At 44.5% G+C, this 15,167-nt stretch carries 12 protein-coding genes; 2 read left to right on the top strand and 10 right to left on the bottom strand.

Annotated features, from left to right (window positions below):
- Positions 1-52: 52 nt before the first annotated feature.
- Positions 53-835 carry a fumarylacetoacetate hydrolase family protein gene (locus ACZ5NB_RS09760; protein ID WP_460234807.1) on the bottom strand — a complete coding sequence of 261 codons (783 nt, stop codon included), beginning with the start codon at positions 833-835 and terminating at the stop codon, positions 53-55.
- A gap of 95 nt (positions 836-930) precedes the next feature.
- Here ACZ5NB_RS09760 and ACZ5NB_RS09755 point away from each other — a divergent pair, with 95 nt between their 5' ends.
- Positions 931-1,743 carry a DUF4159 domain-containing protein gene (locus tag ACZ5NB_RS09755; RefSeq protein WP_460234808.1) on the top strand — a complete coding sequence of 271 codons (813 nt, stop codon included), beginning with the start codon at positions 931-933 and terminating at the stop codon, positions 1,741-1,743.
- Between the two features lie 130 nt (positions 1,744-1,873).
- On the opposite strand, the gene ACZ5NB_RS09750 is transcribed toward ACZ5NB_RS09755, so the two are convergent.
- The 4 genes from ACZ5NB_RS09750 to ACZ5NB_RS09735 all read right to left on the bottom strand — a co-directional run bounded on the left by ACZ5NB_RS09750 (position 1,874) and on the right by ACZ5NB_RS09735 (position 7,611).
- A complete protein-coding gene (locus tag ACZ5NB_RS09750; RefSeq protein ID WP_460234809.1) occupies positions 1,874-2,713 on the bottom strand; it encodes a carboxylesterase family protein in 840 nt (279 codons plus the stop codon).
- Positions 2,714-2,832: 119 nt separating this feature from the next.
- Positions 2,833-3,909: an efflux RND transporter periplasmic adaptor subunit gene (locus tag ACZ5NB_RS09745; protein WP_460234810.1), complete on the bottom strand. Its 1,077-nt coding sequence runs from the start codon at positions 3,907-3,909 to the stop codon at positions 2,833-2,835.
- A gap of 1 nt (position 3,910) precedes the next feature.
- The gene (locus ACZ5NB_RS09740; protein ID WP_460234811.1) at positions 3,911-7,300 is read right to left on the bottom strand and encodes an efflux RND transporter permease subunit; all 3,390 of its coding nucleotides are present in this window, start codon (positions 7,298-7,300) and stop codon (positions 3,911-3,913) included.
- A gap of 8 nt (positions 7,301-7,308) precedes the next feature.
- Positions 7,309-7,611 carry an ArsR/SmtB family transcription factor gene (locus ACZ5NB_RS09735; protein WP_460234812.1) on the bottom strand — a complete coding sequence of 101 codons (303 nt, stop codon included), beginning with the start codon at positions 7,609-7,611 and terminating at the stop codon, positions 7,309-7,311.
- 164 nt (positions 7,612-7,775) lie between these two features.
- Here ACZ5NB_RS09735 and ACZ5NB_RS09730 point away from each other — a divergent pair, with 164 nt between their 5' ends.
- Positions 7,776-7,982, top strand: a complete 207-nt coding sequence (locus tag ACZ5NB_RS09730) for a YgaP family membrane protein (protein WP_460234813.1) — start codon at positions 7,776-7,778, stop codon at positions 7,980-7,982.
- Positions 7,983-7,992: 10 nt separating this feature from the next.
- Here ACZ5NB_RS09730 and ACZ5NB_RS09725 read toward each other — a convergent pair whose 3' ends face one another.
- The 5 genes from ACZ5NB_RS09725 to ACZ5NB_RS09705 all read right to left on the bottom strand — a co-directional run bounded on the left by ACZ5NB_RS09725 (position 7,993) and on the right by ACZ5NB_RS09705 (position 15,123).
- Positions 7,993-8,676, bottom strand: coding sequence for an SOS response-associated peptidase (locus ACZ5NB_RS09725; protein WP_460234814.1), 684 nt, complete (start codon positions 8,674-8,676; stop codon positions 7,993-7,995).
- A gap of 3 nt (positions 8,677-8,679) precedes the next feature.
- Positions 8,680-10,527 carry a cation:proton antiporter gene (locus tag ACZ5NB_RS09720; protein ID WP_460234815.1) on the bottom strand — a complete coding sequence of 616 codons (1,848 nt, stop codon included), beginning with the start codon at positions 10,525-10,527 and terminating at the stop codon, positions 8,680-8,682.
- Positions 10,528-10,596: 69 nt separating this feature from the next.
- Complete coding sequence (locus ACZ5NB_RS09715; RefSeq protein WP_460234816.1) at positions 10,597-12,195, bottom strand: sensor histidine kinase; 1,599 nt, start codon at positions 12,193-12,195, stop codon at positions 10,597-10,599.
- A 1-nt stretch (position 12,196) separates the two neighbouring features.
- Positions 12,197-13,327 (bottom strand): response regulator, encoded by a 1,131-nt coding sequence (locus ACZ5NB_RS09710; RefSeq protein WP_460234817.1) that lies wholly within the window; start codon positions 13,325-13,327, stop codon positions 12,197-12,199.
- A 203-nt stretch (positions 13,328-13,530) separates the two neighbouring features.
- Positions 13,531-15,123: an isocitrate lyase gene (locus tag ACZ5NB_RS09705; protein ID WP_460234818.1), complete on the bottom strand. Its 1,593-nt coding sequence runs from the start codon at positions 15,121-15,123 to the stop codon at positions 13,531-13,533.
- Positions 15,124-15,167: the final 44 nt, after the last annotated feature.

Here is a 15,167-nt window from a genome sequence, read left to right as displayed (position 1 = left end):
GTAATTGTTGTGAGCTAACCAGGGTTAGCTCACAACAAATTTTAATAAGGTTTTAACTGGATTGCTGCGCTGAACCTTTAACGATCTGATTTCGCAAGACACCTACGCCCGAGAGCTCAACTTCAACCACATCGCCGTCTACCATTTTTTGGGTGGTACCGGGTGTCCCGGTGTAGATTGCATCACCAGGATTTAACGTGATGTATCGGCTTATATAGCTAATAAGAAAAGGGACATTGAAGATTAGCAGGTTCGTATTGGATGCCTGGCGAACTTCGCCATTGACCCGTGTTTCGAGTTCAAGATTGCCATAGTCTAATCCCGTTACCAAATAAGGTCCCATTGGTGCGAAAGTATCTGAAGACTTGGCCCGCAACCATTGCAGATCATTCTGCTGCCAAACACGTTCACTAATATCATTTCCTATAGTCACACCAAAAATACATGTTTTTGCTTCTTCCTCAGAAACATGTGATGCGTGTTTTCCTAAGATAATTACCATCTCACCTTCATAATGCACACTTTTAGCATCGCTCGGGATAATAACGTTCTGTTCGTTACCGACTAACGCTGAAGGGTACTTTGCAAACATGCCTGGGTATTCAAGGGCTGGGCGCTCTCCGAGGTGGCTCTTGTAGTTGAGGCCTATGCAGACGATTTTTGAAGGGGCGGCAGGCGCTAGTAACTGTACGCTATTGACCTTGTGTTGTGTTCCAGTGCGAGCGGGGGCGTTGTATGGCGCGGCGTTGAGTTGATGAAGAATATCGCCTTCCTTCTCAGCAAAATACGTTTTACCATCTAACTCGTAGCGTACGAAGACCTGTTGTTGATTCATAGCTTATTCGACCTTTAAAGCGTTGTTGTTATCACTCTTGGTTTTATACTAGTGATTTTGCAGCGCCAAGCGCAGCGTCGCAAGGGATATTAATTATGGAACCGTTAAGTTTTTTATCACGACGATACAGCCAGGATACCTTACTTTCCTTGTTTTTTTTGTTTGCGCTGCAATTCATCCATCTTTCCGTTGCGATAGCTGATCCAACGCTGGAATTTCCCGTTGATGAACCTGAGCTGTGGCGCGAAGGGGAGTTTTCTTTTGTCAGACTTCAATATGATACGCGTTATGTGAGTCGACGGAGTATGGGAATGTGGTCGACTGATTTTCCTGCTGCCGATATCAATTTTTTGAAAGGTGTCACTAGGCTCACCAATGTAAAAGTAAATCAAGAACCCATCGTGTTACGGCTGGATGATCAACAAATTTTCAGTCATCCGTTTATCTATGCCGTGGAAATGGGGCGCAACGGAGGTGTTTTTTTCTCACCGCAAGAAATTAATAACCTTCGTGAATATTTATTAAGGGGTGGATTCATGTTGATAGATGATTTCTGGGGAACCTATCAATGGGATGCATTTTACCAAATGTTTAGTTTGGTATTCCCTGACCGCGAGATTATTAAACTCGATTCATCTCACGAAATATTTCATGGCTTTTACGACGTAGAGGGTGCCCAGATGATTCCAGCACTCAGTAATTATGATAATCGGCCAGAAGGCGATGTAGAGTATGCCTCGAATCATGCCATACTCGATGATAATGGGCGTGTTATGGTGCTGATTAATTGGAATTCGGATATGGGCGATGGTTGGGAACACACTTACCATCGAGAATACCCAGTTAAATACGCGAACTTATCCTATCAACTAGGTATTAACTATTTGATTTATGCGTTGACGCATTAATGTCTACAGCACTTATAGGCACGTATTTAATCATCTAGCCGCCTTTTAGGGGTACTAAGTGAAAATAAACCGACTGAAAGATAGGATAAAGAAGTTGGCGTGCCGCCGAAAGGGCGGCACGATCTGTTTTTTAGTTTGAATAGCTGGTGAGAAAATCAAAGACTTCTGTAATCATTTCAGGGTTTCTTGAAATAACTTTAACATGGTCCCCGTCCGGTATTTCCATATACTTTGTTATCGTGCCAGTGTCAGAGACGCGTTGATAAAATTCACGTACCAAATCAACGGGCACGAGTTCGTCGTTATCACCGTGAACTATCATGACAGGAATGTCTTTGAGGTTAGATATGGGCTCTGGTGGATCAACAAAAACTGCCGGCGACATCATCGCGATGGCAGCCCACTGTTTATGGTATTTTGTGCCAAAGTGCACCGTCCCAGCACCTCCCATAGAGTGTCCTACTACGTACATTCGATCTTTATCGATACGGAATTCATCTCGGATAATATCGAATACATTCAGTACATCGAGCTCGCTAAGCTCACCCAGATTTTCGGGCGCGCCTTTAGTGAACATATTTGCAGTTTTATCGCCAAAATCTTTCCCTTTACCACGGCTTCCATACCAGCCACCTTCGTTGTAGCCATAGGGAGCAACCACAATTATGCCGCGCTTTTCCGCTTCTTGAGTAATGCCTTCGTATCCAATCACTGCGTTTGGATTGCTCGTCAAACCGTGTAACAAAATCATTAACGGCATTTTTTGAGAACCATCATAGCTACTAGGGACATAAAGCGCGTAGCTCATCGGTTTGCCCGCTTCTTTAAAATCATAAGTGCGGTTGGTAACTTGCCCAGCCACTACATCATTTGGTGTTGGTTTTACAGCGAAAGGGCAAGCACAACTTGCCAGAACTGTTACTAGTAAGGCGACAACTAGTAATCGGGTAGATTGAACAACGGTTATCATAAAGCCCCCAATTAGACATGATTGGCGAATCGATTAAGTAAGCTCGCAATTATAGTCGGTTGTGGGCGTCAAGTGCCATTAGTAATCTTGAGTTGATAGGCACGTAATAGAGAGAGAAGTTAGTTTTGAACAACTGGAATAGGCAAAATTAGCTCGCCTTCACGCACTCCAGACACAATTTCTAATTCATCGTTGTTTTGCCATTGGCCTAGCTTTACGAAACGCCTTTCTGTTTGACCGTCAACTTCTATCCACACAAGATTCAATTGACCAATGGTAGCGACGCGGTCTTTAGGTACTATAAGCTTCTTAACTTCGCCTGTAGGCAGGTGCATTCTTGCGTACATGCCGGGCAGAAGAGAGGCATCATAGTCAAACCGAGCTTTGACCGTAAAACTTCGAGAATTTGAATCTGCCGCTGGGACTATTTCCTCCACTGTTGCACCAAACAATTTATCAAAAGCCGGTACCTCAACGTTGATAGCGTCGCCCACTTTCAACGGTATCGCCAGCGTTTCACGCACCTGGGCTTCTACCTGTAAGCTTAATGGGTTGTATATGGATAGGAGGGGACTTCCGGGTGTTGCTGTATCGCCCGGTTCAGCAAATCGGTCGACAATTCTACCGTCGATTGGTGCCTTTATTTGTGTGTAACTTAACGAGGCTTGGGCCCCTTCTAACGCTAATTCGCTAGCCGACAAGTCCGCGGCTAGTGCTTGTTGATTAGCGGTCGCACGATCTAAATCGGCTTTAGAAACAAGTCCGTCTTTATACAAGGTTTCGATGCGTTTTAGGTTTTGCTCCGCTTCAACTAATCGCGCTTTAATGGAGCGAACCTGTTCGGCGGCTTGTTTTGAGATAGCTTGTAGATCAGTTTGCTCTAATTCTGCCAACAATTGACCCTCAGATACCGAGTCACCCGCACGCACATTGATTTTTGTGATTCTGGCTAATATACGAGAGGAAATGATTGTGGCTTGCTTGGCGGTCAATGATGCAGGGACGGGTTCGTATTCCATAACCCGTTTTGCCGCAACAGGTATCAAATCATTCGAGTGACTCGACGGCTTGTCTGTAAGGCCAGGTTCAATTTTACTGGTAAAAAAACCCGCCATCCAGGCAATAGCAACCACTAATACGAAAACTGACAGAAACAACGTGATGATTTTGTTTCGAGATTGGTTTGATCTAGTCATGTTAAGGTGAAACCTCACTAGTGTTTTCGTCATTTTTGAAGACAAGGTAATAAACAACCGGCACTACCAATAATGTGAACAAGGTAGAGGCGACAATGCCAAAAATAATGGCAAGTGCCAAACCAGAGAATACCGGGTCTAATGTGATAACAAAGTTACCAAGTAGGGTGGTACCAGCAGTTAACAACACGGGTCTCATTCGAACCGCTCCTGCTCGGATTAAAGCTTCTTTAATCGGCATTCCTGCTGTACGAGATTGAGTTATAAACTCGACCAATATAAGAGAGTTACGCACTACGATACCTGCTAATGCAATCATTCCTATCATCGCAGTAGCGGTAAATAATATGGGCTCTGGTGCTCCAGCGATTGTTCGCTCACCAAACTGATTAAGTAGCCAAAAACCAGGCATTATGCCGATCATAGTTAGAGGGATCGCAGACATAATAATCAGCGATAAAGAAACAGATTGCGTTTGATACCGCAACACTATAAAGATAGCTATTAGCGCAAATGCGAAGGCGATACCCATATCGCGGAAAACGTCCACGGTGATTTTCCATTCCCCTTCTCCCGTCCAGCGGACACTGGTATTGTCGGGTAGCTTCCACAGGTCGCCGGCGCCAGGTGACAAAAAATGGCGCGACTGCCAGGAGGAGATCTCTTTATTCGCAGTGGCATTGTCATCGGTGCCTAATATCAAATCTGCATTGACATCCGCGATGACTTCAGCCGGTGTTCTTCCCGATAATTCAGCCATTACATAAACGACGGGTTTTAAATCTTTATGTTGTATGATCTGATCACCGTTAAGTTGCTCGAATGCTCCAATCTCCCCCAAAGCGACCAGCGGTTGGGCTGCATTTACTAACCCATTCTCGTTTGATGTCTTTGTTACACCGGGTTTTCCTTTAACATGGATTCTGAGTAAATCGGACTCGCTATGGCGTTGAGAAAGCGGCAAGCGGACTTCGATTGGCAAAGGCGAAGCTTCTCTAGGTAGTTGTAGAAACCCAGCGACTACGCCTTGATTCGCTGCGAGTAAAGCTTGGTTTACGTCAGCACTCGAAATACCAGAAAGCGCTGCTTTTTGTTTGTCTGTATAGAAACGATACACCGGCGCCGTTACTTTAGCAGAGCTTTCAACTTCAACTACGTGCGGTTCTCGTTGCAATCGTTCAACCAAAATTGCCGCCGCATCTTGCTGCGTTGCGTAATCCGTAATCCTTGTACCATATATTTCTGCGACCAGTGTACTGAGAACGGGGGGGCCTGGGGGGACTTCGACAACCTTAATTTTTGTATTGCCTTGGTTTAAGTCAGCCAAGAGCGCCCTTATTCTAAGGACAATGCCGTGACTTTGATGTTCTCGGATTGATTTGTCAGCCAGTATTAAACGCATATCTGCAAAGTGATTTCCCGCACGCTTATAGTAACCACGCACCATACCATTAAAATCAATTGGCGAAGGGATGCCAATGTAGCTTGCGATAGCGTTAACTTCTGGAACCGTCGTAACTCGATTAGCGATTTGCTTAGAGAGCGCAGCTGTCGTTTCTAAACTACTCGAAGCAGGTAGTTCCACTAAAATTTGGATTTCGTTTTTATTGTCGAATGGCAATAGTTTTAGAGGCACCAATCGAAACAGAGGTAACGTACAGGCACCGATAAACAGTACTAGCACTGACCAGAGTGTGAGTTTCGACCATCGCGGGTTATCTAATATGGGAGAAAGGACCTTACGATAAAAGCTTAGCAGGGGCGTATCATCACTACCGCTTTCAGAGTCCACGCTATCGTCGCTTTTTAATATTTTTTTGGTTAACCAAGGCGTTACAAGAAACGCGACGACTGTACTCGTAATGACACTAACTGGAACGTTAAAGGCCATCGGCGCCATATACGGGCCCATCATGCCGGTTATAAATGCCAGGGGGATGAATGCGAGCACGATGGTAAAGGTAGACATAACCAGCGGCGAACGAATCTCTTCTATGGCAGCGACAATTTTTCCATCTCTGTCGGTAATATCTTTGCTCGCGGCGCCACCAAATAAAAATCTCGATATATTGTCTACGCCAGTAATTGGATCATCAACCAATAGACCGAGAGCGAGAATTAACGCGAAAAGTGTGACACGGTTGATGGTGTAACCAAAAGCCATATCCAAGGCAAGTGTAATTCCGTAGCAAATTGGTACCGCTAGCGCGACAACCCAAGCCTGTCGCCAACCTAAAAATACGCCGATGAAGATTACGACGGTGAAGATAGCGAAACCAAGACTTTGGATTAAGTTGTTAACTTTCTCATCGGCTGTCTGCCCATAATCACGTAAAACAGTGATGTGCATACTGTCCGGTAAAAATTGCGCTTTAAAATCGCCCAAAAGCGTATGAACATTTTGAGTTACCGCTACAGCATTGCTACCCGGTTGTTTGGCAACGCTAATACTGACCATCGGGTAGTCAGTTTTTCTTGTGTCTTCTGAAGGTAGTAAAGTGGTTGTATCGTTACCAGTAAAATCAATCCACGTGTAATTGGTTGGGTCTGCCGGGCCATCAACAACTGACGCTATGTCTTTCACAAAAACCGGCTGCCCATTAATCATGTTGACAACCAAGTCATTTAGCTCGTCTACAGATCTAAGATAATCGCCACTTTGAAGCTCAACCGTAATTGATGTTTGAAAGCCGTTACTGATTTTAGCTTGCTGCAAGCGGTTGCCCGCGATAGTTAACGTATTACTGACTTTTAGCGCTGAGATAACTTCCGCAATTGTCGTTTTTCTGGCAGCGAGTGATTCAGGGTCAAGTTCTACTTTAACAGTACGTGGACGACCACCAACAACATTGACTTCACTCGTTTGTGGAATGCTTTGGATGGCAGTTGATAACTCTTGAGCAACACGGCGCAATTCAAAGTCATCATATTGTGCAGGTTCGCTACTCCACAATGCGAGGAGCAATACTGGTACATCATCCACCTCGATAGGGTTCACCTGCCATTGCTCAACAACTGGGGGAATAGCATCTTGATTAGAATATAACTTGTTGTAGGTATTGAGTAGCGAATCTTCCCGGTCTTCTCCGACATAGAATCGTAAGGTTACTGAGGCCTGACCGGAGGCGGTAGTGGAATAAAGATGCTCAACACCGGGTATTTGCGCTAAAAGTTTTTCAAGAGGCGTGGTGACTTGGCGCTCGACTTGTTGTGCACTGAGTCCAGGGGCTGACACTTGAACATCAATCATGGGTACTACAATTTGTGGCTCCTCTTCACGCGGTGTTAATTGCAATGAAAGAAGTCCAGCAAACAATGCCAAGACAAAGATGATAACTGGCGTTGTGCCTTGCAAGGAGTTGCGAAGTATACGTTGCGTGAAATTTGCCATGCGAAAACCTAGTCACCACAAAACATTTGGTATAGCGGGCGAAGAATGCCGGCTACTCGAGGGTCTTTTAACTGATAATAAATGGTCTGGGATTCTCTACGTGTCGAGACAATATTAGCGTCTCGTAAAACTGACAGATGCTGAGACAGTGCAGATTGGCTTAATGGGACTTCTTCATTCAATTGAGAGACTGAGCGCTCTTTGTCCAAAAGAGCGCATAGCAACATAAGACGGTTGGCGTTGCTCAGACACTTTAGAAACTGAGCAGCTTCACCGGCGTTCTCAGCCATATGCTCTTTATCGATCTTCATTTTTTGGAAATACCTGATCCTAGTCAATCTTGCTACTTGTTTCATGCTTGGTAAAACATTATATTAGATAATGCTAATATAGAAAAGCTTAAAGCAATGCAATTTTGCCCTGAAAATAGTTTAGGCAATGATAAGACCCAAAAGAGCCGAAGGAGGCTATTCATATGACTGTAAATGACGCACTAAGGTTAATTGCCGGTATTGTCGTCCTTGTTTCGGTTTCCCTAGCCGTGACAATGCATATTAACTGGCTTTACCTCACGGCCTTTGTTGGTCTAAACCTACTGCAATCGGCATTTACGAAGTGGTGCCCAATGATGACAATCTTAAGAAAAGCAGGCTTGAAGGACGAAGGGGCGAGTAGCAGCTAACCAAATTAGATTAAACGCTATCATCTTCAGGGATATAGTTTTCCTGTACTATTTGCGGGGCGGCAGTAGATTTTACTGCTCCAGCCACCAATGGTAGCGGCAAATGAGGTCTCAGCAGGCCGGAAAAAGCGCTGTTGTTGATACTGCTATCAAGCCATTTAGCATAGTCCTTTTCCTGCAAGATCAGCGGCATCGATTTTTCGTGAATGCTGGCCAGTTTGGGATGGCCGGGTAGGGTAATAATAGACGCAGAGTAGATTGGTCCGTCTGAAGTCTCCCAGCGTTTAGCAACGCCTCCAAGCGCTAGTGCGCCTGACTCCGGTTTTATCATGTAGGGTACTTTACTCCCTTTATCACCCTGCCACTCGTACCAACTGCTTGCCGGTATGATGACTCGGAAGCTTTGTGGTTTAATCTGATGTACTTTGCCGTTAATAAATTTATCGTATCGGCTATTGAATGATGCCCATTTGGTGTCTGGCTTATACTGATTACCTTCCTTTTTGAGTATTAACCACCATAGTGCTTTGGCAAGACTGGGGTTTCTTTCACCAGGTAGAACGATGTCTATAAATTGTGTAGGCCGAATATCATATTGCGTAAAAACCAGGTCTCTTTGCGCTGTTGGAATCCGCATGACATCCAACAACGCATGTAAGGCTGGATCGTCTGTAATATTGAATCGGCCACACATGGCTTAGTGTTTCTCCGGTGTTGCAGTATTGTCGGCCTCTTTCTGAGACTTAAGCTCCTCTAAAACCTCTTTTGCCACAAGCGACATGATTTTCCAGCCAGCTTTTGGCGTAAATGTGTTCTCTTGTGTGTAGATATAGACTTTGTTGTTTTCGTCAATCGCGCACAATGGAATAGCACCTTTTTCGTAGCGCTCAAGATAATTTTCATGAGTAAAATTTTCTGAAATATTAGTGGTTTTAATCTGTGCACCCTGAGCGACTAAGCTATTGAGTTTGGCGTAACTTGCACTGTCGCCAAACAAACCGAGTTTTGCAGCATAGCTTTTCGACACTTTATGGCTTTTAGGGCCTTCTTGATCGTTGAAATCGAGACCAAAAACGGCACCTTTTCCGAGTTCATTTTCAAAGTGATAGGTAACTACAGGGTTAAGTTGACGGTAGGGGGAAATAACCAAGACTCGTCCAAACGTGGTTAGATCGATGTTTCGTTCTGCATGATCGGAAGTAGGATTTCCATAATAGACAGGAATATTCTCCATTCGAGACTCGCTTATCGAAGCCCAGTTGGTGTCAGCGAGGCGTACGGGAATATCTTGCACCATTAGCTCTTTGGCGAAGCGGCGAGAAAAACCACCTGCACCAAATATCAATATGCCATTAGGCTTTTGAGTGCGCAGCCCTAAATATTTTGCAAAAAAACCTGCCGTAAAACTTTGCAGTATCACAGTGGTGATAATGACTAGAAACACCATGGGAACAAGAATGCTCGCTTGGTGATAGCCTAGTTCTTCTAGCTTCAGGGCGAACAACGCAGAAACAGCTGCCGCTACAATCCCTCTAGGGGCGATCCAGGAAAGCAGTAGCTTTTCTTTTAACGAGAGATCTGAGCCAATTGCTGACGAAAAAATACCTAGCGGCCTAGCGATGAAGATAATGACGCCGAGTACGATGAGTACCCCGGTGCCGACTTGCAATAGCGCATTTAAGTCAAGCCTTGCCGCAAGTAAGATAAACAGGGCAGAAATTAGAAGGACACTTAATGTTTCCTTAAACTCGAGTATATCGTCGATATCGACATCTTTTTTATTGGCTAACCACATGCCCATTATGGTGACGGTTAATAGGCCAGACTCGTGAGCTAGCTCATCCGAGGCTGCAAAAAAACCGAGCATCACTGTCAGTACATAGGGGTTCCTAAGGTAGTGAGGTACCCAGTTTTTGCGAAGTGTATGAGCGAGTAGGTGACCGCCAACACTACCAAAAATTAAACCCGCAGCAATAGTTAAGCCAAACGCTTGCGCTGTGTGTAGAAACGCTTCTTGCTGAGATGAAACGATAAACTCAAATACAAGCACTGCGAGCAAAGCGCCGATAGGGTCTATGATTATCCCTTCCCACTGCAAAATTCGGGACACATTTGCTGTTGGTCGAACGGAACGAAGCATTGGTTTGACTACAGTAGGCCCCGTTACAGTAACTATTGCACCAAATAGAAACGCCAGTTCCCAGCTTATACCGAGTGCGAAGTGCGCTGTGGGAGCCACTACAAGCCATGTTATTAGCGCTCCAGTTGTGCATAATCGACGCACAATCTTTCCATGGCCCGATATATCATCCAGCTTGAGAGTCAATGCACCTTCGAAAAGAATAATTGCCACCGACAACGAAATAATTGGGAACAATAGCTCTCCCAGTAACTTGTCGGGATTGATTAAGCCAACAGCAGGGCCTAGGATAATTCCAGCTAAAAGTAGCGGTAAGATTGCGGGGAGCTTAACGCGGTAGGCTAGAAGCTGGCAGACAATAGAAACAAGGCCGACGCCAACCAAAAGTAGTAGCGGATCTAGCATAGAAACTCACATTAGAAATAAATAGACAAAGGCGGGCAATATTAACGCAAATTATGGATTACTGCGCGTTTATTGTAAGGGTAGGTCTGCGGATTGGTTCCCCATTAAGGGGCGAGTAGCTTCGTTTGGCATGACGAGCGTGAAGCAGCTGCCAACGCCTGCTTCGCTAGTTACATCAACACGACCACCATGCATATTGGCAAAAAGCATGCTGATCGCCAATCCTAAGCCTGTACCTTCTACTTTACGTGACAGCTCAGAATCAATTTGAATGAAATTTCCAAAGAGTTTCTTTTGGTCTTCTTCGCTAATACCAATCCCAGTATCGGCTACGGCAACGCGAACACACTCCCCAATGTCATCATCTACACCAACGTCCAACTCGATAGTTACTGAGCCTTCGGGCGTATACTTGATTGCGTTTGATGCCAGGTTCATGACCATTTGCGTAAAACGAGTAGGGTCTGCGACCAACCTAAAGGAGTCACATTTAACGTTGAAGGCAAACTCGAGTTGGTTCTTTTTGGCAATTGGAAGAAGCTGTGTGTATACATTGGTAACGAGTTCGACAGGATCGATGGGCTCTGGGTGTATTTCCATTTTGCCGACTTCAATTTTTGAGAGGTCCAAAATATCATTAATGAGCGTGAGCAAATGATCGCCATTTCGTTTAATTGCGTGAAGGTGTCTTTCTTCTTTTTCGTTTAATCGGCCTTCGAGTTTAGATATCAATCTTTCGGTGAAGCCAATTACTGAGTTCATAGGTGTCCGCAATTCATGGGACATAGACGCGAGAAACATCGTTTTCGCCTTACTCGCAGCATTTGCCTCTTCTTCAGCATGAATACCTTTGACTCGCGCTTCAAAACAATTTCCGAGTACTGTTAAATTGTCAAGAAGACGACCGTAATGGTGTTCATCTTCTATCGGCATATTGTGAAACATTAAAGAGGAGTGGGTAAACGAAATTAGGCTCTCTTTACCAAAATGCTGAATACGACGTTGGTCATGAAAATTCAACATCGTATTGCGAGCTTCAGGGCCAACATCATCTGCAAGCCGAACAACCAGCTGATCATCTACCACAACTAATGCGCTGCATTTAATATTGAATATTTCGACTGTCTTAAACAGCTCATTGATTAATTCTTCGTAATGTTTACAGTTGTATGACGTAAGAATAAACCTCGAAATCTCCCCAAGCTCGCTACTATGAGACATCGAAAGTAGGGCGATATCGCTAGCCTCGCGAAGATCCCTGACTAACTTCTGCAGCACTAATGTTCTGTCAATAACCTGCTTCAGCTTGCTTCGGAACCATTCACCCTGGCAATCTCTATCAATAAAATCGTCATTTTCTTCAATAAAATCTTGTAGTAAGGTCAATTGATCTATGGATCCGACATAGAGTATCGAATGATTTTTGGTGTAGCGGCCATTGTGGGTAAGTTCGGCTAAATCTGAGTTCACTACATCAATATCATAACTACACGTGACATATATGATAACGGTAGGCGGTTGAATTAAAGGTTTTTCAATGTCCTTGGCAGAAATATCAGCTAAGCTTTCGACCCAATTAGGGGAGTAATCTTCAACAATATATCCTTGAAGACGCTTCCCTGTTTCGTCATCTAGCGGTGCTACTATTGTTATTTTTGGACTTTGCATATCAACTCTTCGTCGCTATTTCACCAAGATCGTTTACAAAACCACTAAAGCTACTTGCGATTTGATCACTATAGTGTGTTAGTAGACTTAGTTCGTCTATCCCTTGATCTATCGCAGAAAGAATGGTTTTTTCCTGCTCTTCGTCCAAACCCAACCCAAATACTACGGACTCAACTTTTCCTGTAATAGAATCCAGCACCGTATTGGCATTAGATTTTTGCTGATCGATAAGAGTTCTTATTTCTTGTAACCGGTTTTGGCTATTGATTAATATTGATTGCAAACCGTGTGTACGCGCTTCGTCAATACTCGCTTCCGTTTCAATCGCTTTGCAGCGCGCTTCTGTGCCGCACACTAAAACCGCTAAATTATCCTTAATTCGTCCATAATCGTCAGGCTTATCAAGCGGCATGTTTTTGACAAGTAATGAAACGTGGTCCTCATTGATCAACGTGCGAGAGCCAAAGTCTAAGATCTTGTCGCCTTCTCTAAAACGCTCAATAACCTTTGCTTCAATTGAATGGTTGTCACACCCCACGAGGGTTGTCCGATAGTTTACTTGGAACCTTAAACAACAGTTCAAGCCAAATGCAGTTGTCGCTTCAAGTAAATCAGACGCAAGTTGCTCAATTGATTTAGACTGAAAACTGGTTTGCAAATACTGCACAATCGAGCCGAGTTCTGCACTATTGGCCATCGCCTGGTAGGCGGTTTGCATAGCCTCTTTGTTCATCTCCTCATAACGTAATGCTTGGGCTTTTAGATCTCGCACCTTCTCAACAACATCAGTGATATCTGAGGTGTTAAAGGGCTTGGTGATGTAATCTTCTGCACCCACTTCATAGCCGCGCAAACGCTCTTCAGTGGACGCTAGTGCGGAAACAAATACAACAGGCACCATAGCGTAGGCGGGCGAAGATTTTATTTTTCGACAAACTTCATACCCATCCATCTCAGGCATATTGACATCAAGTAACACGAGATCGAACTGTCCTTCTGCGAGTGCATCCAGGCATAGTTGGCCGCTCTCAACACAAACAGTCTCGTGTTCTGATTCTAAAATGTCGTCTAAAAGGTCACGATTGTCTTCATTGTCATCAACGATGAGTATACGAAGGCGTTGGCTCGACATGATGCGTCCCAAATAAAGAGTTGACTCCTTTAAAGTGTAGCCTATTAAGGATTTTGGAATCGGGGACTATTGAAAACATCAGCTGATGTACTGATTGCGTTAGCAGCAATAGGGGCGGGGTCATTAGATCAAGTTTCTTAATGCGCAGAACGAAAAAAGGCGATCCGAAGATCGCCTTTTTTTTAACACTAAACCGGTTTCGATTAGTCGAACTGGTTCATTGTGTTGTCTTTACCAGACGCTTTAAGCGCAGCTTCACCAGCAAAGTATTCTTTGTGGTCATCACCGATGTTAGAACCAGCCATGTCTTGGTGCTTAACGCAATCTAGACCTTGACGGATTTCTTTACGCTGTACGCCAGCAACATAAGCCAACATACCTTCGTCACCGAAGTAACCTTTTGCCAAGTTGTCAGTAGACAATGCAGCAGTGTGGTAAGTTGGAAGAGTGATGAGGTGGTGGAAAATACCAGCTTCACGCGCAGCATCTGCTTGGAAAGATTGGATTTTCGCATCAGCTTCTTTAGAAAGCTCAGTCTCATCATATTCAACTGACATTAGGTTAGCGCGATCGTATGCAGATACGTCTTTACCAGCTTCTGACCAAGCATCAAATACTTGCTGACGGAAGTTTAGAGTCCAGTTGAAAGAAGGTGAGTTGTTGTAAACCAATTTCGCATTAGGAACAACTTCACGTACACGGTTAACCATTTCAGCGATTTGGCCAACGTGAGGCTTCTCAGTTTCGATCCAAAGAAGATCAGCACCGTTTTGAAGTGAAGTGATACAGTCCAATACAACACGATCGATACCAGTACCTTTGCGGAATTCGAAAAGGTTAGAAGGAAGACGCTTAGGACGAACAAGTTTGCCGTTACGGTTGATAACAACATCGCCATTTTTCATGGTAGATGCATCAACTTCTTCAACATCTAAGAAGCTGTTGTATTGATCACCAAGATCACCTGGCTCGCGAGTAACAGCGATTTGCTTAGTTAGGCCAGCACCGAGTGAGTCAGTACGTGCAACGATAACACCGTCGTCAACACCAAGCTCAAGGAACGCGTAACGAACAGCGTTGATTTTCGCTAGGAAGTCTTCGTGTGGAACAGTTACTTTACCGTCTTGGTGACCACATTGCTTCTCATCAGATACTTGGTTTTCGATTTGGATACAGCAAGCACCCGCTTCGATCATTTGCTTAGCAAGTAGGTAAGTCGCTTCAGCGTTACCAAAACCTGCGTCGATATCTGCAACGATAGGCACAACGTGAGTTTGGAAGTTATCTACTTTAGCGATAGCTGCTTCTTCAGCGGCTTTGTCACCAGCTTCACGAGCATCGTCGATCTCTTTGAAGATGTGGCGAAGTTCACGCGCATCAGCTTGCTTCAAGAAAGTGTATAGCTCTTCGATTAGACCAGATACAGAAGTCTTCTCGTGCATAGATTGGTCAGGAAGTGGACCGAACTCAGAACGTAGAGCCGCAACCATCCAACCAGAAAGGTACAAGTAGCGCTTGCTAGTAGTACCGTGGTGCTTCTTAACAGCGATCATTTTTTGTTGACCGACAAAACCGTGCCAGCAACCCAATGATTGAGTGTACTTAGAAGAATCAGCATCGTACTCAGCCATGTCTTGGCGCATGATCTTAGCTGTGTATTTAGCGATATCTAAACCAGTTTTGAAACGGTTTTGAAGACGCATGCGTGCAGCATACTCAGGAGTGATAGCACCCCAAGTTTTTTGGCCCGCACTGACTGAGGCTAGCTCGTCGATGGTTTTTGAATAGTCAGACATGATCCGCGATCCTTTGTTTGGCTAGAGGTTAATGGGAAGTAATT

This window comes from Aurantivibrio plasticivorans (assembly GCF_055392955.1).
This window is presented reverse-complemented; position numbering and strand designations above follow the sequence as displayed.

Excerpts from the sequence above, each read along its gene's own strand:
- ACZ5NB_RS09760 (WP_460234807.1), bottom strand. The coding sequence starts at position 835 with ATGAATCAACAACAGGTCTTCGTACGCTACGAGTTAGATGGTAAAACG.
- ACZ5NB_RS09755 (WP_460234808.1), top strand. The coding sequence starts at position 931 with ATGGAACCGTTAAGTTTTTTATCACGACGATACAGCCAGGATACCTTA.
- ACZ5NB_RS09750 (WP_460234809.1), bottom strand. The coding sequence starts at position 2,713 with ATGATAACCGTTGTTCAATCTACCCGATTACTAGTTGTCGCCTTACTA.
- ACZ5NB_RS09745 (WP_460234810.1), bottom strand. The coding sequence starts at position 3,909 with ATGACTAGATCAAACCAATCTCGAAACAAAATCATCACGTTGTTTCTG.
- ACZ5NB_RS09740 (WP_460234811.1), bottom strand. The coding sequence starts at position 7,300 with ATGGCAAATTTCACGCAACGTATACTTCGCAACTCCTTGCAAGGCACA.
- ACZ5NB_RS09735 (WP_460234812.1), bottom strand. The coding sequence starts at position 7,611 with ATGAAGATCGATAAAGAGCATATGGCTGAGAACGCCGGTGAAGCTGCT.
- ACZ5NB_RS09730 (WP_460234813.1), top strand. The coding sequence starts at position 7,776 with ATGACTGTAAATGACGCACTAAGGTTAATTGCCGGTATTGTCGTCCTT.
- ACZ5NB_RS09725 (WP_460234814.1), bottom strand. The coding sequence starts at position 8,676 with ATGTGTGGCCGATTCAATATTACAGACGATCCAGCCTTACATGCGTTG.
- ACZ5NB_RS09720 (WP_460234815.1), bottom strand. The coding sequence starts at position 10,527 with ATGCTAGATCCGCTACTACTTTTGGTTGGCGTCGGCCTTGTTTCTATT.
- ACZ5NB_RS09715 (WP_460234816.1), bottom strand. The coding sequence starts at position 12,195 with ATGCAAAGTCCAAAAATAACAATAGTAGCACCGCTAGATGACGAAACA.
- ACZ5NB_RS09710 (WP_460234817.1), bottom strand. The coding sequence starts at position 13,327 with ATGTCGAGCCAACGCCTTCGTATACTCATCGTTGATGACAATGAAGAC.
- ACZ5NB_RS09705 (WP_460234818.1), bottom strand. The coding sequence starts at position 15,123 with ATGTCTGACTATTCAAAAACCATCGACGAGCTAGCCTCAGTCAGTGCG.